Annotated in this window: 18 protein-coding genes; 1 reads left to right on the top strand and 17 read right to left on the bottom strand. The window is 65.6% G+C overall.

Annotated elements, in window-relative coordinates; all coding sequences use genetic code 11:
• Positions 1–34: 34 nt before the first annotated feature.
• Positions 35–817, top strand: a complete 783-nt coding sequence (gene lptF / locus SJI00_RS12180; protein ID WP_322461959.1) for a lipotoxin F family OmpA-related lipoprotein LptF — start codon at positions 35–37, stop codon at positions 815–817.
• A 97-nt stretch (positions 818–914) separates the two neighbouring features.
• Here lptF and SJI00_RS12175 read toward each other — a convergent pair whose 3' ends face one another.
• The 17 genes from SJI00_RS12175 to recJ form a co-directional block, all read right to left on the bottom strand.
• On the bottom strand, positions 915–1,232 hold the full coding sequence (locus tag SJI00_RS12175; protein ID WP_322461958.1) for a PA3694 family proteiin: 318 nt from the start codon (positions 1,230–1,232) through the stop codon (positions 915–917).
• Positions 1,225–2,181 (bottom strand): alpha/beta hydrolase, encoded by a 957-nt coding sequence (locus SJI00_RS12170; RefSeq protein WP_322461957.1) that lies wholly within the window; start codon positions 2,179–2,181, stop codon positions 1,225–1,227. The genes SJI00_RS12175 and SJI00_RS12170 overlap by 8 nt, the downstream gene beginning before the upstream one ends.
• Positions 2,153–3,430: a flavohemoglobin expression-modulating QEGLA motif protein gene (locus SJI00_RS12165; RefSeq protein WP_322461956.1), complete on the bottom strand. Its 1,278-nt coding sequence runs from the start codon at positions 3,428–3,430 to the stop codon at positions 2,153–2,155. The genes SJI00_RS12170 and SJI00_RS12165 overlap by 29 nt, the downstream gene beginning before the upstream one ends.
• 19 nt (positions 3,431–3,449) lie before the next feature.
• A complete protein-coding gene (locus SJI00_RS12160) occupies positions 3,450–4,004 on the bottom strand; it encodes a hypothetical protein (RefSeq protein ID WP_322461955.1) in 555 nt (184 codons plus the stop codon).
• 343 nt (positions 4,005–4,347) lie between these two features.
• Complete coding sequence (locus tag SJI00_RS12155) at positions 4,348–5,064, bottom strand: TetR/AcrR family transcriptional regulator (RefSeq protein ID WP_322461954.1); 717 nt, start codon at positions 5,062–5,064, stop codon at positions 4,348–4,350.
• A 103-nt stretch (positions 5,065–5,167) separates the two neighbouring features.
• Positions 5,168–6,670 carry a lysine--tRNA ligase gene (lysS, locus tag SJI00_RS12150; RefSeq protein WP_322461953.1) on the bottom strand — a complete coding sequence of 501 codons (1,503 nt, stop codon included), beginning with the start codon at positions 6,668–6,670 and terminating at the stop codon, positions 5,168–5,170.
• Positions 6,671–6,760: 90 nt separating this feature from the next.
• Positions 6,761–7,856 (bottom strand): peptide chain release factor 2 gene (gene prfB / locus SJI00_RS12145; protein WP_322461952.1). Its coding sequence is split into 2 segments (ribosomal slippage): positions 6,761–7,783 and positions 7,785–7,856, totalling 1,095 coding nucleotides; the frame shifts between segments, so codons are not numbered across the junction.
• Positions 7,857–7,991: 135 nt separating this feature from the next.
• The gene (locus tag SJI00_RS12140) at positions 7,992–8,996 is read right to left on the bottom strand and encodes a PleD family two-component system response regulator (protein ID WP_322461951.1); all 1,005 of its coding nucleotides are present in this window, start codon (positions 8,994–8,996) and stop codon (positions 7,992–7,994) included.
• Between the two features lie 48 nt (positions 8,997–9,044).
• Complete coding sequence (locus tag SJI00_RS12135; protein WP_322461950.1) at positions 9,045–10,058, bottom strand: chemotaxis response regulator protein-glutamate methylesterase; 1,014 nt, start codon at positions 10,056–10,058, stop codon at positions 9,045–9,047.
• Positions 10,055–12,346, bottom strand: coding sequence for a hybrid sensor histidine kinase/response regulator (locus SJI00_RS12130; protein WP_322461949.1), 2,292 nt, complete (start codon positions 12,344–12,346; stop codon positions 10,055–10,057). Before SJI00_RS12130 ends, SJI00_RS12135 begins: the two co-directional genes overlap by 4 nt.
• Positions 12,343–13,008: a chemotaxis protein CheW gene (locus SJI00_RS12125; protein ID WP_322461948.1), complete on the bottom strand. Its 666-nt coding sequence runs from the start codon at positions 13,006–13,008 to the stop codon at positions 12,343–12,345. Before SJI00_RS12125 ends, SJI00_RS12130 begins: the two co-directional genes overlap by 4 nt.
• On the bottom strand, positions 13,005–14,300 hold the full coding sequence (locus SJI00_RS12120) for a protein-glutamate O-methyltransferase CheR (RefSeq protein ID WP_322461947.1): 1,296 nt from the start codon (positions 14,298–14,300) through the stop codon (positions 13,005–13,007). Before SJI00_RS12120 ends, SJI00_RS12125 begins: the two co-directional genes overlap by 4 nt.
• Positions 14,297–14,815: a chemotaxis protein CheW gene (locus tag SJI00_RS12115; protein WP_322461946.1), complete on the bottom strand. Its 519-nt coding sequence runs from the start codon at positions 14,813–14,815 to the stop codon at positions 14,297–14,299. Before SJI00_RS12115 ends, SJI00_RS12120 begins: the two co-directional genes overlap by 4 nt.
• 6 nt (positions 14,816–14,821) lie before the next feature.
• Complete coding sequence (locus tag SJI00_RS12110; RefSeq protein WP_322461945.1) at positions 14,822–16,444, bottom strand: methyl-accepting chemotaxis protein; 1,623 nt, start codon at positions 16,442–16,444, stop codon at positions 14,822–14,824.
• A gap of 120 nt (positions 16,445–16,564) precedes the next feature.
• On the bottom strand, positions 16,565–17,392 hold the full coding sequence (locus tag SJI00_RS12105) for a tellurite resistance TerB family protein (protein ID WP_322461944.1): 828 nt from the start codon (positions 17,390–17,392) through the stop codon (positions 16,565–16,567).
• Between the two features lie 672 nt (positions 17,393–18,064).
• The gene (locus SJI00_RS12100) at positions 18,065–19,171 is read right to left on the bottom strand and encodes an NADH:flavin oxidoreductase/NADH oxidase (protein ID WP_322461943.1); all 1,107 of its coding nucleotides are present in this window, start codon (positions 19,169–19,171) and stop codon (positions 18,065–18,067) included.
• A 702-nt stretch (positions 19,172–19,873) separates the two neighbouring features.
• On the bottom strand, positions 19,874–21,583 hold the full coding sequence (gene recJ / locus SJI00_RS12095) for a single-stranded-DNA-specific exonuclease RecJ (protein ID WP_322461942.1): 1,710 nt from the start codon (positions 21,581–21,583) through the stop codon (positions 19,874–19,876).
• Positions 21,584–21,608 lie beyond the last annotated feature (25 nt).

Here is a 21,608-nt window from a genome sequence, read left to right as displayed (position 1 = left end):
TCCAGACTTCGTTAACGATCAAAGGAAGAACACTATGCGCAAACACGTCATGATCCCTGCCCTCCTCGCCATGAGCGTCGGTCTTGCAGCTTGCTCGCACGATCCGAACCCTAACCTGGAATCGGCTCGCACCAACTTCTCGGCGCTGCAAAGCGATCCGCAGTCGAGCAAAGTCGCCGCCCTGGAAACCAAGGACGCGCAAGACTTCCTGAACAAGGCCGACAAAGCCTACATGGACCGCGAAGACGACAACAAGGTTGACCAACTGGCCTACCTGACCAACCAGCGTGTTGAAGTCGCCAAGCAGACCATCGCCCTGCGCACCGCCGAAGGCGAGCTCAAAGGCGCTGCCGCCGAACGTGCCAAGGCCCGTCTGGACGCCCGTGACGCGCAGATCAAGAAACTGCAGAACGAGCTGAACGCCAAGCAGACCGAACGCGGCACCCTGGTGACCTTCGGTGACGTGCTGTTCGACTTCAACAAGGCTCAGCTGAAAAGCAGCGCCCTGCCGAACATCACCAAGCTGGCGCAGTTCCTCGCCGAAAACCCAGAGCGTAAAGTCATCGTAGAGGGCTACACCGACAGCGTCGGTTCGGCCAGCTACAACCTGTCGCTGTCCGATCGCCGTGCCGGCGCCGTGAGCACCGCCCTGGTGCGTGCCGGTGTCGACCCAGCGCGTATCGTCTCGCAGGGTTATGGCAAGGAATACCCAGTTGCCGACAACACCAGCAACTCGGGCCGTGCGCAGAACCGTCGTGTGGAAGTGACCATTTCCAACGACAACCAGCCTGTGAAAGCGCGTTCGACCATGCGCTAAGCGCACCGTCTGATGCACAAAAAACCCGCCTTCATGGCGGGTTTTTTATGCCTGACACCTGCGCCTACCGAGGCGATCGCCCTGCCGGAGCTACCCTTCAGGGCTGGGCCGGCGCTACCGCGCAGCGCACTGCGCGCTTGCGGTTGTCGACCAGCACGCCGGTCAGGCCTTTCTGCTGGGTATCGAACAGCACCAGCACGCCATCGATGCACTGCGCCACCTGCTCGGCCGGGGTCAGCGAGACTTTGTAGTCTTCGCCAGGCACGGTCTTGAGCATAGTGTAGTCCTGCAGCAACAGGGCGTCTTCGGGCTTGGCGAAGTGCAGGTAGCCGTAGTACCAGAGCGCGCCCACGGTGACGATGATGGTGCCCACTGCCGTCAGGATCAGCGGGATGGCGTTGCGTTCTTCACTCATTGCGGGGTTTCTCGTCAGGGGCGTTGGGCGCTTCAGCTGGGGGCATCTGAGTCAGGGGCACTTCGGCCAAACGCCGCAGGCCGTCGAAGCGGTTCGGATCGTCAAGAAAGCGCAGCATCACCTCACGCCAGTTAGGGTCGGCGAAGGTCTGCACATGGCCACCTCGGGTCAGTTGCAGCACCCTCGGGGGCGGTGCGTGCTGGTACAGGCGAATGCCGTTGTCCAGCGGCACGAGGTTGTCGTCGATGCTGTGGAAGAACAGCTTGGGCGGGCTGTCGAGCTGGGCGATGGAGTGGATTGCGCTGTCGCCGTCGGGCACCAGCCAGGCCAGCGGCACTTGCAGCGGCCAGGTCAGCCATGAGGTGCCGAGTGCGTAGCGGCCGACGTCGCGGTAGCTGGCGGGTACACCGTCGAAGACCAACGCGGTGAAGCGCCGGCGCTGCTCGGGATGGGCCGCGAGGTAGTGGATGGCGATCGCACCACCCAAGCTCTGGCCCAGCAGGTAGCGCGGCGTGCCCTGGACCTCGGGAGCGTGGTCGAGCCAGTCCAGCGCGGCGGCGATGTCCTGGTAGACCGCCGGCAGGCTGGGCGTGCCTTCGGACAGGCCATAGCCGCGGTAGTCGAGCATCAGCACCTGATAGCCCTGCGCAGGCAGCCAGTAGCTGCCGCCCAGATGGCCCGGCAAGTTGCCGCCGTTGCCATGCAGGTGCAACACCGTACCCTTGACCTTCACCCCAGCCTTGGCCGGCAGCCACCAGGCATGCAGGCGCACGCCGTCGGCGGTGGTCAGGGTCAGGTCGTTCCAGGCGATCTGCGCGCGCGCGGGGGTGAACGCCTGGCCGGGCTCGGGGTAGAACAGCAGGCTGCTGCAACCGCTGGCCAGCATCAGGGCCGACGCCATGGCCAGGCTGCGCAAGCGCTTAGAGAATGTTCGCGTAGTCGGCTTCAATGCGGTCGAGGCTCAAGTGGTTGAGGAAGTTGGAGAAGCACATCCAGGCTGCCAGCGCGTTGATGTCACGGAACTGCTCGGGCAGGTACTTCGGCGGCTCCACCAGGCCTTCTTCGACCAGTTGGCGCAGGGTACGCATGTCTTCGAGGGTGGTCTTGCCGCAGAACAGCAGCGGAATCTGTTCCAGCTTGCCCTTCTTCACGGCCAACTGAATGTAGTTGTAAACCATGATGAAGCCTTTGAGGTAGGACAAGTCTTTGGTAAACGGCAGGCCATCGGGCACCGAGCCGCGGAACACACGGCTGGCGTTGCTGTAGCTCTGGCCCAGGTCGAACCCTTGCTCGCGGAAGAAGGCGTAGACCTGCATGAAGTCGGCGCCCTCTTCGACCATGTGGATGGCGCGGGTGCGGTTGGCCAGCTTGCGCAGGCGGCTGGGGTAGGATGCGAAGGCAATCACCTCCATCAGAATCGCCAGCCCTTCCTGGGTCACGGTCGATGAGGGCGGGCCCTTGGCCAGAAAGGTGCAGATCGGCTGGTTCAGCCCGTTCAGCGTGGTGCCGACGTGCACCAGCCCTTCGTGGACTTCCAAAGCGCGCACGTCACGGCTGTTGAACATCGCATCGGCGCGAACCTTGATGTAGTCGGCGCCGGCGGCGGCATCGGCGACGATGCCATCGGACTCGAACACGCGGATGGTGCTTTCCGCCTCGCCGAACACCTTGTTCAGGCGCTGCTGGAGAATCTCCACGGCTTGCTTGGCCGTAAGGGTCTTGGGCTCGTCCTTGAGGTCGCCACGACCGTCGATGTTGTCGAGGTAGTTCGACAGCATCAGGCCCAGGTCTGCGAGGGTCGGGTCGCCGGCGTGGAAGGCATCGGACGCGGCGCCATACAGCTCCTGGGAGATCAGGCCGAAGTCCTCGGTGCCACGCGCTTCGAGCATGCGCACCACCATGCGGTATTCCTTGCACATGCGCCGCATGATCTGCCCGACCGGGTTGAACTGGCCCAGGCGCCGGGTGATGTCGCGCTCGATGCTCTGGAACTCGGCCTTGACTGCCGCGGAGTCGAAGCCCAGGGGGCGGTTCTGGTAATAGGCGCGGTCGACAGCGGGCGCGATCTTGCCTTTGCCGTCGAGAAACGCCTGTTTGATGCTGTCGTCCCATTTCACCGCATCGAGCACGCGAATCGGGGTTTGCGCGGCAACGATACGGTCTGACAGCGCGCGAATGGTTTGTTGGTACTCGTCCACGGCGGACTCCTTGAGGCGCTTACGGGCGAGCGCGCTGCAAGCGCGCGGTTTCCACGAAGACGTCGGAATTGGCAGGGTCGTCGAGGTAGGCCAGCACGCGCTCGGCAGGGCTGTCGATGTGCAGTCCCTGGCCGTTGTCGCTGCTGTCGTTGCTGTCGGCCACGCTGCGCCCGCTCAGTTCCTGCTGGCGCACGGCCTGGCGCAGTTGCTCACGGTCCAGGGTGTAGAGCAGCAATTGATGCTCGTCGTTCAGCTCGAAGCCGCCGATGACGAAGCCATGGCCACTGGCCGCCGGCGCGGCGCCCGACACGTACCAGCGGTTGCCATGCCGAGTCACGCTGAAGCGATAGGTGTGTACCGATCTGTCTTTGCCGCGAGCCACAGCCTGGTAGGTGGTGCCCTTGGCCTGGGTGATGGTCAACGTCAGCGGCTCGCCCCAGGCGTCCTTGCTGCGCCACTGGCCGAGCAACGCCTTGGGCGCGGCCTGAGCGCCGGGCAAGGGGGTTTCGAAGGTGTCCAGACAACCACCCAACAGCAGGAATGACAACGTCAACAGCACTTGCCAGGGTTTCATCGAGAGCTCCTTGAATGACGGGTTCGCGCATCGGTTGTATCTGTGGAATGTGTGGCTCGCTCTTGCGGTGTCGACAGCAGGCAGTAGTTGGGCGCAATGTCGCTCACATGCGCTCAATGGCGGGTATGTGAGGCTGCTTTGCAGCCCACCGCGACCCACGTTGCTCCTCAACGACTGACGTATCGCCTGAAATGCACACGGTCCTGCAGGAGCGGCCGGTCCGGCGCTGCGGTCGGCCGCGATGGATCGCGCAGCGGCGCCAATCGCTTGACCGAACGTCCGTCGCCCCCTGAGCGGGATCTGCGCGTGCGTGGGCATCATCAGATCGCCGTGCAAACCTGGCCTACCCCGCCGCCAGCACCAGGTGCAGAAAGCGCGTGAGCAACGCGAGCATCCGGGTTTCGGCCTGTGCATCGGCGTTGTTGAGCAGGCCCTGATATTCCATCTGCTCGATGAGGGCCGTCAACATCAGCGCGTCCTGCTCGGGCTGCGGCGAGCCGATCACCTGCAGCAGCTGGTGCGCACCGTGCAGGAGGATCTGCTCATGGGCCCTGACCAGTTCGGCCAGGCGCGGACACAGCAGCGCCTCCTGGCGAAACGCCTGCTCGGCGATGAGGTAGTCGCGGCGGGTGTGCAGTTGCCGGATGACATAGTCCACCGCCATGCGCGCCACTTCATCGGCCAGCTGCGCCCGCGCCGCTGGGCTGCCATCGCCGCGGGCGATCAATTCGAGCAGCACCCCTTCGGTGGCCGCCCAGCGTGTGGCCATGTAGTCGGCGCTGCGCGCGACGTACTGGGCGAAGGTGTCGGTCAGCAGGTCTTCGATGTCTTTGAAATAGTAGGTGGTGGCCGACAGCGGCACCTGCGCCTGCGCCGCCACTGCGCGATGACGCACGCCGCGCACGCCGTCGCGCACGACAATGCGCATGGCCGCATCGAGTATCTGCTGGCGGCGCTGCTCGCTGCCTTGGCGGGCGGTCTTGCGACCCTGGTACTGCACGCTTTCGGCGACGGCGCTGGCGATGCCGGCGGCGCCTTGTGGAGGGGTGGCTGCGGTCAATCAGAGCACCTCATGGCAGGCTTGGCCGCAGAGAGGCCAGTGCAGCCAAACAGTAGAATCAGACAATAAAAAGCCGCCTCGAAAGGCGGCTCGTTCATTCAGCTCAGGCCTGTGGACGCATGTGCGGGAACAGGATCACGTCGCGAATCGACGGGGAGTTGGTGAGCAGCATCACCAGGCGGTCGATACCGATGCCCTCGCCGGCCGTAGGCGGCATGCCGTATTCGAGCGCGCGCACGAAGTCGGCGTCATAGTGCATGGCTTCGTCGTCGCCGGCGTCCTTCTCGGCCACCTGGGCCAGGAAGCGTTCGGCCTGGTCTTCGGCGTCATTGAGCTCGGAGTAGGCGTTGGCGATTTCGCGGCCACCGATGAACAGCTCGAAGCGGTCGGTCACGGCAGGGTTGTCGTCGTTGCGACGTGCCAGCGGCGAGACCTCGAACGGGTACTCGGTAATGAAGTGCGGCTGCTCCAGCTTGTGCTCGACCAACTCTTCGAAAATCATCACCTGCAGCTTGCCCAGGCCTTCGTGGCCGAGCACCTTGGCGCCGGCCTGCTTGGCGATGGCGCGGGCGCGATCGACGTCCTGCAGGTCAGCGGCGGTGAGCTCGGGGTTGTACTTGAGGATCGAATCGAACACCGACAGGCGCACGAACGGCTCGCCGAAGTGGAACAGCTTGTCGCCGTACGGCACGTCGGTGCTGCCCAGGACCTTCTGCGCCAGCTCGCGGAACAGTTCCTCGGTGAGGTCCATGTTGTCGCGGTAGTCGGCGTAGGCCTGGTAGAACTCGAGCATGGTGAACTCGGGGTTGTGCCGGGTCGAGACGCCTTCGTTACGGAAGTTGCGGTTGATCTCGAAGACCTTTTCAAAGCCGCCAACCACCAGGCGCTTCAAGTACAGCTCCGGGGCGATGCGCAGGAACATGGCCATGTCCAAGGCATTGTGGTGCGTCTCGAACGGCTTGGCCGCGGCGCCGCCGGGGATGGTCTGCAGCATCGGCGTCTCGACTTCGAGGAAGTCGCGCTCGATGAGGAACTGGCGAATGTGCGAAATCACCTGCGAGCGCACACGGAAGGTGTGGCGGGTGTCTTCGTTGACCATCAGGTCGACGTAGCGCTGGCGGTAGCGCTGCTCGGTGTCGGTCAGGCCGTGGTGTTTGTCTGGCAGCGGGCGCAGGGACTTGGTCAGCAGGCGCACCTGGGTCATCTCGACGTACAGGTCACCTTTGCCGGAACGGGCCAGGGTGCCTTCGGCGCTGATGATGTCGCCCAGGTCCCAGGTTTTCACCTCGGCCAGGGTTTCGGCTGGCAGGGTCTTGCGGTTGACGTAGACCTGGATGCGCCCGGTCATGTCCTGAATGACCATGAACGAGCCACGGTTGAGCATGATGCGCCCAGCGACCTTGACCGGAATCGCTGCAGCTTCCAGGGCTTCCTTGGTCTGATCGACATACTGCTTCTGCAGGTCATTGCAGTAGCTGTCGCGGCGGAAGTCGTTGGGGAAGGCCTGGCCCTTGGCGCGCTCGGCTGCCAGCTTTTCCTTGCGCAGGGCGATCAGGGTGTTTTCTTCCTGTTGCAGGTCTTGCGCTTCGGTCTTGAGGTCGCTCATTTCGTCATTCTTTCCATCAGTGTTCGATGCCCCTGTCGGGCAGGCGCGCGGTACGGCTCAGGGGCCGGCACCGCGACGGAGGTGTGCGGCTTACAGCCCCTGCTTGAGGCTCGCTTCGAGGTACTGGTCGATGTCGCCGTCCAGCACCTTGTTGCAGTCGCTGCGCTCGACGCCGGTGCGCAGGTCTTTGATGCGCGAGTCATCGAGCACGTAGGAGCGGATCTGATGACCCCAGCCGATGTCCGACTTGGTGTCTTCCAGGGCCTGGGACGCGGCATTGCGCTTCTGCATTTCCAGCTCGTACAACTTGGCCCGCAGCATTTTCATGGCGGTGTCCTTGTTCGCGTGCTGGGAGCGTTCGTTCTGGCACGCCACCACGGTGTTGGTCGGCACGTGGGTAATCCGCACCGCCGAGTCGGTGGTGTTGACGTGCTGGCCGCCGGCGCCGGAGGAGCGGTAGGTGTCGATGCGCAGGTCGGACGGGTTGATGTCGATCTCGACCTTGTCGTCGATTTCGGGCGACACGAACACGGCCGAGAACGAGGTGTGGCGGCGCGCGCCGGAGTCGAACGGGCTCTTGCGCACCAAGCGGTGCACACCGATTTCGGTACGCAGCCAGCCGAAGGCGTATTCACCTTTGATGTGCACGGTGGCGCCTTTGATGCCGGCCACTTCACCTTCGGACAGCTCGATGATGGTGGCGTCGAAACCGCGTTTGTCCGCCCAGCGCAGGTACATGCGCAGGAGGATGTTGGCCCAGTCCTGCGCTTCGGTGCCGCCAGAGCCGGCCTGGATGTCGACGTAGGCGTTGTTCATGTCCATCTCGCCGCTGAACATGCGGCGGAACTCGAGCTTGGCCAGGGCCTCTTCGAGGGCCTGCAGCTCGGTCTCGACGTCGTTGGCGGTGCCTTCGTCATCTTCCTCGACCGCCATCTCGAGCAAGGCTTCGCAGTCGGCCAGGCCGTTGGCGAGGGTGTCGAGGGTATTGACGACCTGTTCGAGCATGGCGCGCTCGCGGCCCAGGGCCTGGGCGTATTCAGGCTTGTTCCAGACGTTGGGGTCTTCCAGCTCGCGGTTAACTTCGGTCAGACGATCATGCTTGTGATCGTAGTCAAAGATACCCCCGAATCGACTGGGACCGCTCGGTGAGGTCCTTGATGGTGTTACGGATCGGTTGGATTTCCATGGTCGGGGACTCTCGCGCAGGATTCGGTGAAAAGCCGACGAGTATAAACCAGTCTGCCGGTCGACGGCAGGCCGTCTGACGGTGCGTGTCAACCGCAATCACTGCCCGCAAGCCGCGCGCACCCTCCTGCCTGCCTCAAGCCACCACCACCCGGTTACGCCCCTCGTTCTTGGCCGTATACAGCCCCTTGTCCGCCGCCGAAATCAGTTGCCGGCATGGGCTGCCGATGGCGGGTGTGTGGGTGGCCAGGCCGATGCTCACGGTCAGGCGCGAATCGGCCTGCGGCGTGGTGTGGGCGATGTCCAGCGCCAGTACGGTCTGGCGCAGTTTTTCAGCCACCAGGCGCGCGCCGCCGGGCGAGGTGTTGGGCAGCACCAAGGCGAACTCTTCGCCGCCATAACGCGCTGGCAGGTCGCTGGGGCGGGCACAGGAGCGGCGGATGGCGTCGGCCACCTGGCGCAGCGCTTCGTCGCCGGCCAGGTGGCCGAAGGTGTCGTTGAACGCCTTGAAATAGTCGACATCGATCATCAGCAGCGACAGTTGGTTCTGCTCGCGCATGGCGCGGCGCCATTCCAGCTCCAGGTACTCGTCGAAGTGGCGGCGGTTGGACAGCCCGGTCAGGCCGTCGGAGTTCATCAGCCGCTGCAGCATCAGGTTGGTGTCGAGCAACTGCTGCTGGCTCACGCGCAGGGCGCGGTAGGCCTCGTCGCGCTGCAGCAGGGTCATGTACGAGCGCGAGTGATAACGGATGCGCGCCACCAGCTCGATGTTGTCGGGCAGCTTGACCAGGTAGTCGTTGGCCCCGGCGGCGAAGGCCGCGCTCTTGACCAGCGGGTCTTCCTTGGTCGACAGGACGATGATCGGAATGTCCTGGGTCGCCGGGTTGTTGCGGTACTCGCGCACCAGAGTCAGGCCGTCAAGGCCAGGCATGATCAGATCCTGCAGGATGACCGTCGGCTTGATGCGGATGGCCTGGGCCACCGCCTGGTGCGGGTCGGCGCAGAAATGGAAGTCGATGTTGTCTTCATTGGCCAGCCCGCGGCGCACCGCTTCACCAATCATTGCCTGGTCGTCGACCAGCAGGACCATCGCCGAATTTTCATCGGCCGCGTTGAAGCCCTCCAGCAGTAAATCATTCATGCCTGTTCACCTGGCCACTGCCGATCACACGGCAAGACTCAACTATCGTCATTTCGAAAAAATTTCCGTCAGGCGCCCGGCGATACGTTCCAGCGGGCGGATTTCCACGGCAGCGTCGATCGCCGCCGCAGCCTTGGGCATGCCATACACCGCGCTGCTCTGCTGGTCCTGGGCGAGGGTCAGAAAACCTTGCTCGCGCATCAGCTTCAGCCCTTGGGCGCCGTCGCGGCCCATGCCGGTGAGCAGCACCCCGACCGCGTCACCGTCCCAGTAGCGCGCCACGCTTTCAAAGAACACATCAATCGAGGGTCGGTAGATTTCGTTGACCGGCTCGGGCGTGTAGGCCAGCGTGCCGTTCTGCAACAGCCGCAGGTGGTGGTTGGTCCCGGCCAGCAATACCTGCCCCGGCTGCGGCGCTTCGCCCTCCTGGGCGAGGCGCACCGGCAGGCCCGAGGCACTGGCCAGCCAGTCGGCCATGCCGCTGGCAAACACCTGGTCGACGTGCTGGACCAGCACGATGGCGGCCGGAAAATCCTTGGGCAGCCCTTTGAGCAGCACTTCCAGCGCCGCCGGCCCACCGGCCGAGGAGCCGATCGCCACCAGCGCACGGCGCTGTGTGCCCTGGCGCAACGGCGCCGGCATGCTGCGCGGCGCGCTGGGGCGCTGCTGGCCGATCAGCCAGCCGATGTTGAAGATCTTGCGCAGCAAGGGCGCGGCGGCTTCGCGGGCATCTCCCGCCCCCAGCGCGGGGGTGTCGACCACATCCAGCGCGCCGTGGCCCATGGCCTCGAACACGCGGTGCACGTTCTGCTTGCGGTCGACAGTCACGATAACGATGGCGCACGGCGTCTCGGCCATGATCAGGCGGGTGGCTTCGACGCCATCCATGACCGGCATGATCAAGTCCATCAGCAGCACATCCGGGGTCTGTTCCTTGCAGCGACTGACCGCTTCGGCGCCGTTGCTCGCCACCCAGATCACCTGGTGCGCCGGTTCGAAGGCAATGGCGCGGCGCAAGGCCTCCACGGCCATTGGCATGTCGTTGACGATGGCGATCTTCATCCCTGTGCCCCTCCAATGAGCTCGACCACCGCATCCAGCAAGGCATCATCATGGAAGCTGGCCTTGGCCAGGTAGTAATCGGCGCCAGCGTCCAGACCGCGGCGGCGGTCCTCTTCGCGGTCTTTGTAGGACACCACCATCACGGGCAATGACTGCAACCGATTGTCGCGCCGCACCAGCGTCACCAGCTCGATACCGTCCATGCGCGGCATGTCGATGTCGGTGATCAGCAGATCGAAGTCTTCGCTGCGCAGGGCATTCCAGCCGTCCATGCCGTCGACCGCGACCGCGACCTCGTAGCCGCGATTGCCGAGCAGCTTGCGCTGCAGCTCGCGCACGGTCAGCGAGTCATCGACCACCAGCACGCGTTTGCGTACCAGGCCGCGGCCTGCCTGCGGGCTACGCTCGATGCGCTCCAGACGCCCGGTGGTGAGCAGTTTTTCCACCGAACGCAGCAGGTCTTCGACGTCGATGATCAGCACCACCGAGCCGTCGTCGAGCAAAGCGCCCGAGGAGATGTCCTGCACCTTGCCCAGGCGCGGGTCGAGCGGCATCACCACCAACACCCGCTCACCGACCAGGCGCTCCACGGCCACCCCGTACAATTGTTCACGCTCACGTATGACCACCACCCGCAAGCTGGCCTGTTCGCCTTGGGCGGCCGGCCGGTTGAGCAGCTGGCTGGCGGCCACCAGGCCAATGTGTCGACTTTCATGCCAGAAATGCTGGCGCCCCTCGATCTGCACGATGTCTTCGGCGGGCACATCGAGGGTGCGCTCGATATGCGCGAGCGGGAACGCGTACGCCTCACCGCCCACCTCAACCACCAGGCTGCGCACCACTGACAGGGTCAGCGGCACTTCGACGTGGAAACGGCAGCCCTGCCCTGGCGTGTGGCTCAGCGTGATCGAGCCGCGCAGGTTGCGCACCATGTGCTGCACGGCATCCAGCCCGACGCCCCGCCCGGACACCTCGGTGACGGTGTCACGCAGGCTGAAACCGGGCAGGAAGAGGAAGCTCAGCAGCTCATCCTCGCTCATCTGCGCCACCGTTTCGGCGGGCGACAAGCCGCGCGCTACGATGCTCTGGCCCAGGCGCGCGAGGTCGATGCCGGCGCCGTCGTCGGTCAGCTCCAGCACCAGCAAGCCGGCCTGGTGCGAGGCGCGCAGACGAATCACCCCAGCCTCCGGCTTGCCTGCGAGCAGGCGCTGCTCCGGCAGCTCGATGCCGTGGTCCACGGCATTGCGCAGCAGGTGGGTCAACGGCGCGTCGAGCTTCTCCAGCACGTCGCGGTCGACCTGGGTCTTTTCACCCTCGATCTGCAACGTCACCTGCTTGTCCAATGAACGGCCAAGGTCACGCACCATTCGGCTCTGCCCGGTGAGCACGTCGGCGAAGGGGCGCATGCGGCAGGCCAGCGCGGTGTCATACAGCAGTTGCGCGCGCTGGCTGGCCTGCCAGCCGAACTCGTCGAGGTCGGCGGCTTGCTGGGCAAGAATCTGCTGGGTCTCGACCAGCATGCGCTGGGTCTGCGCCAAGGCTTCAAGCACCTCAAGGCTCTGCCCGCCACGTTCCAGCTGCGCGCGCAGACCATCGAGGGCGCGCATGCCTTGGCCGTGCATGCGTTTGAGGCGCTGCAAGGTGGCCAGGTAGGGTTTGAGGCGCTGGGTCTCGACCAGGGATTTGCTCGACAGGTCGAGCAGGCTGTTGAGGCGGTCGGCGGTCACCCGCAACACCCGCTCGCCACCCTCGCCCGCCGTGCGCCGGGGTACGGGCTCGGCCGGCTCGGGCATGCTGGGTTCAGCCGCCGCCAGGGCCGGCCTCGATGGCGCCGCTGGCACCGTCGCAGCCCGCTGCGTAGCAAGGGGCGGTGCCAGGCGGCCGGCAGGCGCCAGCGCAGCGGGGTCAAGGAGGTTGGCCATCAGTGCCAGGAACGGCGCCACGCCGGCAGCGCTGGCGGTGTCGCTGGGCGTGGCGATGCGCATCAGCAGGTCGGTGCCCTGCAACAGCGCATCGATGTGCTCCGGGCGCAGCAGCAAGCGACCCTCCTGCGCCGCCACCAGGCAGTCTTCCATCACATGGGCGACGCTGACCCCGGCATCGACGCCAACGATCCGCGCCGCGCCCTTGAGCGAGTGCGCCGCACGCATGCAGGCTTCCAGCTGATCGGCCTGGGTCGGGCTGCGTTCCAGGGCCATCAGGCCGGCGCTGAGCACCTGGGTCTGCGCTTCGGCTTCCAGGCCGAACAGTTCGAGCAACGAGGCGTCGCGCATTTGCTCGGGGGTCATGACAGGCTCCGGTTGATGGCAGACAACAGCTGTCGTTCATCCAGTACCCGCACGCTGCGGCCGCGCCACTGCAACACCGCCTGGGTGAACTCGGCAGCCTCGTGGTCGTCGTCCAGGCGTGCCGGATCAAGGCGGTGGATACCGTCCACCTCATCGACCGCCAGCACCACCGGGCCGCCGTCGGCGGCAACGATCAGCATGCGCGGCACACTGCGGGTCGCGCGCTCCGGGGCCGGGCCCGGCGTCAGGCCGAGCAGTTGCGCCAGCGACAGACACGGCACCAGCGCGCCGCGCACGTTGACCACCCCTTGCAATGCCCGCGCACGCTGGTGCGGCAAGGCATGCACACGCTGGACCGGGGCGATTTGCGCCAGGCACACCGTGGCCAGCGCCATCCACTCCTCGCCCAGGCGCAGCAGCAACAGCGAGCGGCCGGTGCTGTCTTCGCCGGTCGCCAAGGCCTCGGGCGGGTCGTCGCTCATCAGTGCGTAGCGGTCGAGCAAGCGCGTTGCGGCCGCGGCGTAGACCTCGCAGTTGCGGCAGTGAATGTGCGGAACGAGCAACGGGCATTGCTTGTTGCCGTGCACGCCGATGCGGTTCCAGCAATCGTCGATTGGCGCGTCGGTGTCGCTCAGCACGCTCAGGGAATCGGTGTCGCTCATCGTTCAGCCTCCCGCGTGGCCCGCGCGGCGCGTTGCTGCAGGCGCCGGGCACCCGTCTCATCGCCCTGGGCGGCGAGCAGCGCGGCCAGGTGCATCAGTGCCTCAAGGTGCTGAGGGTCAAGGTACAGCGCCTTGCGGTAGTGGCCCTGGGCCTGCTGGGCCTGGCCTTCGGTGTCGCTGAGCAGGCCCAGCCAGTAATACACCTGGGCCTTGGGGGCGAACTGGCGCAGGTAGCGCTCGCAGCTGGCACGTGCGCTGCGGCTGTCACCGGCATTGGCCTGCTGAGCGATCTGCGCCAGCAGTTGGCCTTCGGTCTCGGGCGCGGCGCCACGTGCCGGCGGGCTCGGCGCAAGCGTCGGGCGCAGGCTGCCCTGCACACGTGGCGCTGTCGCGAACGGGCTCGGGGCGGCGGGCGCAGGTGGCGTTGCCGCAAAAGGGGCCGCAGGCGCAGGTGGCTTGGCCAGCGCCGCGCGCGGTGTGGGCGGCACCCGCGCTGGCGGTTCATGGCGCACGTAGGCGAACGACTGCGCAATGCCCACCGGGCGCATGCCCAGGCGCGCCAGCAGGCTGCCTTCGGCCGGGCCGATGAACAGCACGCCACTGGGTTGCATCAGGCGTTTGAGCACCTCGAACACGCGTTGTTGGGTGGGCAGGTCGAAGTAGATCAGCAGGTTGCGACAGAAAACGAAATCGTACTGCCCGTCACGCGCCTGCAGCGCCGGGTCCAACACGTTACCGACCTGCAACGTGACCTGCGCACGCACGCGCGGATGCAGGTGGTGGCCCTCCTCGCCTTCACTGAAATGCCGCTCGCGAAACGCCACATCGGTACCACGGAACGAGTTACGGCCATACAGCGCCTGCTCGGCCTTGGCGATCGACAACGGGCTGATGTCCATCGCATCGATGCTGAAGCTGCTGGGCGCAAGGCCGCTGTCGAGCAGGGCCATGGCGATCGAATAGGGCTCTTCGCCGGTCGAGCACGGCAGGCTGAGCAGGCGCAGCGGGCGGCTCGGGCCGTGCGCGGCGATGCACTTGCGGGCCAGGGTCACCAGGGCTGCGAACGAGTCCGGGTAGCGGAAGAACCAGGTCTCCGGAACGATCACCGCCTCGATCAGCGCCTGTTGCTCGACCGCCGACTGCTGCAGGTGCAGCCAATAGTCGTCCAGGTCACGCGCCTGTATCGCCAGGCAACGCTGCTGCAATGCGCGCTCGACCATGCCGGCCCCGACCGATTCGACATCGAGCCCGATGCGCACCTGCAAGAAGCGGAAGAAGCGATTGTCGCTCATGCCAGCACCTCGCTGTCGCCCAGCGGGAACAGCAACTGGCGCACGGCCTCGGGCAGCAGGTCAGCGACCTGGATACGCTGCACCAGGCCGCGCTCGTCTTGGCGCACCGGGCCCAGGTAGGCCGCATCGGGGTTGTCCAGGCCATAGGGCTGAAAGTCTTCGGCATGGCAGCGCAAGGTCTCGCTGGCCTGTTCGAGGATCAGCCCCAGTTGCAGGTCACGTCCGTCGCGCGGCCGGTAATGCACCCGCACCAGACGCGTGCTGGTGCGCTGCTGCGAGGGCGCACCGAAGGTCAGTTGCGCCAGGTCGATGACCGGGATCAGCACGCCGCGATGGGCGAACACCCCCGCAACCCAGTCCGGCGCCTGGGCAATGGGCTTGAGCGGGCGATGGTGCAGCACTTCGATCACTTCACGCACATCCAGGGCAAAGCGTTCGGCCTTGAGCCGAAACAGCAGGTACAACGTGCCCTTGCCTGGGCGCTGCGGCGCCACGCGATCACTCGAGTCGCTCATGGCCGGTCAGACTTTGAACCGCGAAACGCCGCCGCGCAGGCCTGCCGCGACCTGGCTCAGTTCGTCGATGGCGAAGCTGGCCTGGCGCAGGGATTCCACGGTCTGGGTGCTGGCATCGCTGAGCTGGGCCAGCGCCTGGTTGATCTGCTCGGCGCCGGTGGCCTGGGCCTGCATGCCCTCATTGACCATCAGCACGCGCGGGGCCAGGGCCTGCACCTGCTGGATGATCTGCGTGAGCTGCTCGCCGACCTGGGTCACCTCGAACATGCCGCGGCGCACTTCTTCGGAAAACTTGTCCATGCCCATGACACCGGCCGACACCGCCGACTGGATTTCACGCACCATCTGCTCGATGTCGTAGGTGGCCACGGCTGTCTGGTCCGCCAGGCGGCGCACTTCGGTGGCGACCACGGCAAAGCCGCGGCCATATTCACCGGCTTTCTCGGCTTCGATGGCGGCGTTGAGCGAGAGCAGGTTGGTCTGGTCGGCCACCTTGACGATGGTCACCACCACCTGATTGATGTTGCCGGCCTTCTCATTGAGGATGCCCAGCTTGGCGTTGACCAGCTCGGCGGCGCCCATCACCTGGTGCATGGTGTCTTCCATGCGCGCCACGCCTTGCTGACCGGCACCGGCCAGGCTCGACGCCTGGTCGGCGGCACTGGTGACTTCGCTCATGGTACGCACCAGATCGCGCGAGGTAGCGGCGATTTCACGCGAGGTGGCGCCGATCTCGGTGGTGGTGGCGGCGGTTTCCGTGGCGGTGGCCTGCTGCTGCTTGGAGGTGGCGGCGATCTCGGTCACCGAGGTGGTCACCTGCACCGATGAACGCTGGGCCTGGGACACCAGGCTGGCGAGCGACTCGGCCATTTCGTTGAAGCCGGTCTCGATGGCGCCGAATTCGTCACGCCGCGCCAGGTCCAGGCGCATGCTCAGATCGCCCGAACGCAGGCGGTCGAGCGCCATGACGATTTTCTGCATGGGGTCGAAGATCGCGCGCATCAGCAGCAAGCCGCAAATGCCCGCAGCGATGATCGCCAGCCCCAGCGACACGATCATGCTGACCTTGGCCGTGGCCACGGCCGCGACGATGTCGCTGGAGGCGTCATTGGCACGGTCACGGTTGCGTTCGATGACATCGTTGAGGTGTTTGCGGCCTTCGGCCCAGGCCGGGGTCAGGACTTCGATGATCAGCCGCTCGGCCTCGGGGTAGTTCTGCTCACGGTAAGCCTGGAGCACCTGCCCGATCAGCTCCACATAGCGCTGCTGCATGACCACGAAGGCGTCGAAACTGGCGCGGTCTTCAGGGGTGCGGATGGTCTGCTGGTAGCTGCTCATCGACTGATGCAGGCGCTCGTCGAAGGCCTTGAACATCTCGCCATCGGCGGTGGTGACCTCACGGTGGCGCGACAGCCCGACCAGCTGCTGGGTGCTGACGTAACTGTCGACCCAGGCGCTGCGGATCATCGAGCTGTAGTACACCCCGGGAATGCTGTCGGAGCCGACCGCCTCTTCGCTGGACTCGATGGCCACCAGCTTGGAATAGGCCGCCACGATCATCAGCAGCATGATGGCGATGATCACGGCGAAACTCGCCAGAATCCGTTGGCGCATGGTCCAGTTCTTCACGTTCAGCCCTCAGGGGTCCACTACAAGCGGGGGAAAATCGCACGAGTATAGCCTAGGCTTCCTACGCAATTGCGGGAGAAGTTCCGGTAGCGAAGGCGTCCTTGCCTACATCAATAGCATTTAGCCAGCTTGCTGAGCGCCCGCGAGCCGTGCCTGAGACTCCAGCTCCTGGCGCAGGCCCGGGTCCAGGCTCAGTTGCCGGGCCAGCTCGTCCAGGTAGGCACGCTCCATGAAGTTCTCCTCATCGACCATCATCAGGCTGGCCAGGAACATTTCGGCGGCCATTTCCGGCGTCTTGGCGGCTTGCGCCACCTCGGTCGGATCCAGCGGTTTGGCCAGTTCGGCTTGCAGCCACTGGCGCAGTTCGGGGTCACTGTCCAGGCGGCTGAGCTCACCCTCGATCAAGGCGCGTTCGCGCTCATCGACATGGCCATCGGCCTTGGCGGCAGCGACCAGCGCCTGCAGCACGGCTTGGCAGTGTTGTTCGGCCTGGTCAGCGGGTACGCGGTCGAGGGTTTGCGGCTCGCGGGACAGGTTGGTGATGGGGTTGGCTGAGTGGGAAGCAAAGGCGGCGTTGGCAGAACTCGTCGAATCGGCTTGAGGGGCCTGGTTGGGGTTGGCCTGATAGGCCTGGTTGGCTTGATTGGCTTGATTGGCGTTGGCCTGATTGGCCTGCCAAGCACCATAAGCCTTGTAGGCCAGCATGCCGAGCGCGGCCAGACCGCCGTAGCTGACGGCCTTGCCGCCCGCCTTGCGGGTTCGCTTGTTGCCCAGAAGCGCGCCCAGCGCCCCCGCGCCCAAGGCTCCGCTGCCCATGCCGGACAACAGGCCACCCAGGCCGGAACCGGAACCGGAACCCGATGAGGCACCCGGTGTTTTGCCGGCGTGCTGCTTAAGCAGGTCTTGGCCGGATTTGAGCAATTGGTCGAGCAAGCCGCGGGTGTTCATGCCGGTGTCTCCGAGAACAGGGAATGGGGTACCCAACGTGAGACTGGCCCGTGCCGACGGCGGTTCAGAGGTGGGCGGCGAGCGGTCGAGGGATTTGAGACGGGATGTTACTCGGCGTTGCGCGTGGTGGCGGTGGCGCGCGCATAGGCAGGGATATCGATGTGGCAGCCTTGGGTCGGCTGCGCCGCCCATCGCGAGCAAGCTCGCGCCTACAAGTGGCCTGACTTCAGCCGCGAGGGGCCGCTTGATGGAGCATGTAGGAGCGAGCTTGCTCGCGGTGGCTGCGCAGCAGCCCGGCGACAGCAACCCGCTCGTTCAGGCGGTACGGCGAGCAGGTCGTGGGCGGCGGTGCCGCCCATTGCGAGCAAACTCGCCCCTACAAGGGTTGCGTGTGTCTGCCAGCGTGAGGGTTTGGCGAGCACAGCGGGGTAGGAGCGGCTGTTGCCGCGATGGCCGGCGCAGCCGGCCCAACGCTGCCACCTGATACACCACCACTGCCGCGGCCCGAGCCAGGCCAGCTGAGCCGCCCATCACGACCCTCCGGGGCGCCCGATCGGCCGCTTCCACGAGTGCGTACCCATTTCAAACGTTACACGCCGCTGTTGGCGCGACCGGCCCGCCAGCCCGCTTCAGCGCGGTGAGCGGTGAAGCCACCCTGCGCTGCGCACCGTCTCAGTCACGCAAATCGGATTCATGAATCGGGCTAGCCCGGCTGGTCGCACGTTGATACTGCGCGGGCCAGGTCGCCTGATGCCCGCCCAGGTCATCATCGGCATGCAGTGGCCAGTACGGGTCGCGCAGCAACTCGCGGGCGAGGAATATCAAGTCCGCCTGGCCGGTACGCAGGATGTGTTCGGCTTGGGCGGGTTCGGTGATCATGCCCACGGTACCGGTGGCCATTTCAGACTCCTTGCGCACGCGCTCGGCGAAACGCGTCTGGTAGCCAGGCCCCGTCGGGATCTCGGCATTGGCCGAGGTGCCGCCCGAAGACACATCGATGAGATCGACACCCATGGCCCGCAGACGTCGCGCCAGCTCCACGGTCTCGTCCGGATTCCAACCGTCTTCCACCCAATCGGTGGCCGACACGCGCACGAACAGTGGCAGCTCGGCAGGCCACACATCGCGCACCGCCTGAGTCACCTCGAGGGTCAAGCGGATGCGGTTCTCAAAGCAGCTGCCGTAACCGTCGCGACGCTGATTGCTCAGGGGCGAGAGGAACTGATGCAGCAGGTAGCCGTGGGCGGCGTGCACCTCTACCACCTTGAAACCTGCCGTCAGCGCACGGCGAGCGGCGTCCGTGAAGGCCTGGATGATGTCGGCGATGTCCTGTTCGGACAGCTCGCGCGGTGCGCTGTGTTCGGGATCGAACGCGATGGGCGAAGGCCCGACCGGCTGCCAGCCGCCCTCCCCTTCGGCCACGCTGCCATGCTTGCCGACCCAGGGTCGGTGGGTGCTGGCCTTGCGACCGGCATGGGCCAGCTGGATACCGGGCACGACGCCCTGGGCGGTGATGAAGCGGGTGATACGCTGCAGCGGCGCAATCTGCTCGTCACACCACAGGCCAAGATCGCCGGCGGTGATGCGGCCATCGGCCGTCACTGCCGTCGCTTCGCTGATGACCAACCCGGCGCCGCCCACCGCGCGGCTGCCCAGGTGCACCAGATGCCAGTCGTTGGCCAGGCCATCGGCCGCAGAGTACTGGCACATGGGGGATACGGCGATGCGATTGGGCAGGGTCAACTGACGCAGGGTGTAGGGCTCTAGCAGCAGGCTCATGGAAAGACCTCCCAGGACTCCAAGGGTAATGCGGCCCGGACACTCATGTGCAGCCTGGATCCGGTACCACTTCTCTGAGACTAGACCAGTTTGCCCAGGGCAATGGTTCCCACTGATTCGCCGGGCGAGCCCTGAGCGGTGCGGTTTTCAGGTCGCAACCGGCCAGCCCTGCAAGCGGACAGTGGCTAGGGAAACGCCCTTGCCTCGATTCGCCCAGCGTCCCGACCGGCCCCGCAGGCCTGACTGCACCTGGCGCTGGGCCGGGCCGAATACCGGCTGGGGCGACGCTTGCTGCCCAGGGTAGTCTCACGTGCTCAACGGCCCAGCAGGCCTGACTGCACCTGGCGCTGGGCCGGGCCGAATACCGGCTGGGGCGACGCCTGCTGCCCGGGGTTAGTTTCACGTGCTCAACGGCCCAGCAGGCCTGACTGCACCTGGCGCTGGGCCGGGCCGAATACCGGCTGGGGCGACGCACGCCGCCGGGATAATTTCACGTGGCATAAGGCCCAGCAGGCCTGACTCCACCTGGCACATGGCGGGGCTGATCACTGCCTGGGGCAACGCCCGCGGCTGGGGTTATTTCACCGGTTCAAAGGTTCGACGGGTTTTAACGCACCTGGCACTGCGCGCGGCTTGAGAGGAGTTGAGACGATGCCCGCCTGACGCCACCCAGCGCGCAGTCCACCCGGCCGCACAGCGCCCTCAGCGAGGCTCGATATGGGCAATCAACAATTGCACGCTTTCATTGCCACGGAACTCGTTGACGTCGAGCTTGTAGGCCAGCTCCACCCATTGCACGGTCGGATTGGGCCAGATGTCGCGATCCACACCGAAGGCGATACCGTCCAGGCGCACGGCGCCACATTCGCTTTTCAGCACCACCTTCAGATGACGCTCACCGACGATGCGCTGCTCCACCAGCTGGAACACGCCGTGGAACAGCGGCTCGGGAAAGTGCTGGCCCCATGGCCCGGCATTGCGCAGGGCGCGGGCCAGTTCCAGGTGAAACTCTTCAACCGCCAGGCTGCCATCGGACAGCAGCCGCCCGGTGAGGTCTTCTTCGACCAGCTGCCGGCGCACTTCGTCGTCAAACGCCTGGGAAAACGCCGAAAAATGCTCGGCAGGCAGGGTTAGACCCGCTGCCATGGCATGCCCGCCGAACTTGCTGATCAGATCAGGGTGGCGGGCCGCAACGGCGTCCAGTGCATCGCGAATGTGAAAGCCCTGGACCGAACGCGCCGAGCCTTTGAGCAACCCGTCACCGGCGTCGGCAAAGGCGATGGTGGGCCGGTGATAGCGCTCTTTCAGGCGCGAGGCGAGGATACCGATGACGCCTTGGTGCCAGTCGGCGTCGAACAGGCACAGGCCGTAGGGCAAGGTCTCGACGGCAATGTCCTTGAGCTGGGCCAGGGCCTCGCGCTGCATGCCTTGCTCGATGCTCTTGCGATCCTGGTTGAGCCCGTCCAGTTGCTGGGCCATGTCGAGCGCCGTGGCTGCGTCTTCGCAGAGCAGGCATTCGATGCCCAGGCTCATGTCGTCCAGACGCCCAGCGGCGTTCAAACGCGGGCCCAGGATAAAGCCCAGGTCGGTGGAGGTCAGCCGGCTGTGGTCACGACGCGCCACGTCCAGGATGGCCTTGAGCCCCGGTCGCGCGCGCCCGGCCCTGATCCGCTCCAGGCCCTGGTGGACAAGGATGCGGTTGTTGGCATCGAGCGGCACCACGTCAGCCACGCTGCCCAGGGCCACCAGATCGAGCAGTTCGCCGATGTTCGGCTGCGGCTGGTGGGCGTAGCGGCCAAGGCTGCGCAGGCGCGCGCGCAAGGCCATGAGCACGTAGAAGATCACGCCGACGCCAGCCAGCGCCTTGCTGGGAAACTCGCAGCCCGGCTGGTTCGGGTTGACGATGGCATCGGCGTCGGGCAACTGCTGGCCTGGCAAGTGATGGTCGGTGACCAGCACCTTGAGCCCCGCGGCCTTGGCCGCCGCCACGCCTTCGACGCTGGAAATGCCGTTATCGACCGTGATCAGCAACTGCGGCTGACGCTGCAGCGCCACTGCAACGATCTCCGGGGTGAGCCCATAGCCATATTCGAAGCGGTTGGGCACCAGGTAATCGACGTGCGCCGCACCCAGCAGGCGCAACCCCAGCACCCCCACGGTGCTGGCCGTGGCGCCGTCGGCGTCGAAGTCACCGACGATGAGCAGGCGCTGGCCCTGGTCGATGGCCTCGACCAGCAGTTCGACCGCAGCGTCGATACCCTTGAGCTGCTGATAGGGCAGCAGCCGTGCCAGGCTCTTGTCCAGTTCGGCTTCACTCTGAACGCCACGGGCGGCATACAAGCGGGTCAGCAAGGGTGGCAGGTTGCCCAGCACAGGCAACGGCGAAGGCAGTGCTCGAGGTTCGATACGCATGGGGTCTTCGGTAATCAGGTGAAAG

Origin of the sequence: Pseudomonas gebzensis, assembly GCF_034427815.1 — a bacterium.
GTDB lineage: Bacteria > Pseudomonadota > Gammaproteobacteria > Pseudomonadales > Pseudomonadaceae > Aquipseudomonas.
This window is presented reverse-complemented; position numbering and strand designations above follow the sequence as displayed.

What these genes read in the sequence shown, in the direction of transcription:
- SJI00_RS12130 (WP_322461949.1), bottom strand. Translation starts at nt 12,346, where the DNA reads ATGACCCCCGAGCAAATGCGCGACGCCTCGTTGCTCGAACTGTTCGGC.
- SJI00_RS12105 (WP_322461944.1), bottom strand. Translation starts at nt 17,392, where the DNA reads ATGAACACCCGCGGCTTGCTCGACCAATTGCTCAAATCCGGCCAAGAC.
- SJI00_RS12160 (WP_322461955.1), bottom strand. Translation starts at nt 4,004, where the DNA reads ATGAAACCCTGGCAAGTGCTGTTGACGTTGTCATTCCTGCTGTTGGGT.
- recJ (WP_322461942.1), bottom strand. Translation starts at nt 21,583, where the DNA reads ATGCGTATCGAACCTCGAGCACTGCCTTCGCCGTTGCCTGTGCTGGGC.
- SJI00_RS12175 (WP_322461958.1), bottom strand. Translation starts at nt 1,232, where the DNA reads ATGAGTGAAGAACGCAACGCCATCCCGCTGATCCTGACGGCAGTGGGC.
- lysS (WP_322461953.1), bottom strand. Translation starts at nt 6,670, where the DNA reads ATGAGCGACCTCAAGACCGAAGCGCAAGACCTGCAACAGGAAGAAAAC.
- SJI00_RS12135 (WP_322461950.1), bottom strand. Translation starts at nt 10,058, where the DNA reads ATGAAGATCGCCATCGTCAACGACATGCCAATGGCCGTGGAGGCCTTG.
- SJI00_RS12100 (WP_322461943.1), bottom strand. Translation starts at nt 19,171, where the DNA reads ATGAGCCTGCTGCTAGAGCCCTACACCCTGCGTCAGTTGACCCTGCCC.
- SJI00_RS12140 (WP_322461951.1), bottom strand. Translation starts at nt 8,996, where the DNA reads ATGAATGATTTACTGCTGGAGGGCTTCAACGCGGCCGATGAAAATTCG.
- SJI00_RS12115 (WP_322461946.1), bottom strand. Translation starts at nt 14,815, where the DNA reads ATGAGCGACTCGAGTGATCGCGTGGCGCCGCAGCGCCCAGGCAAGGGC.
- SJI00_RS12125 (WP_322461948.1), bottom strand. Translation starts at nt 13,008, where the DNA reads ATGAGCGACACCGATTCCCTGAGCGTGCTGAGCGACACCGACGCGCCA.
- lptF (WP_322461959.1), top strand. Translation starts at nt 35, where the DNA reads ATGCGCAAACACGTCATGATCCCTGCCCTCCTCGCCATGAGCGTCGGT.
- SJI00_RS12120 (WP_322461947.1), bottom strand. Translation starts at nt 14,300, where the DNA reads ATGAGCGACAATCGCTTCTTCCGCTTCTTGCAGGTGCGCATCGGGCTC.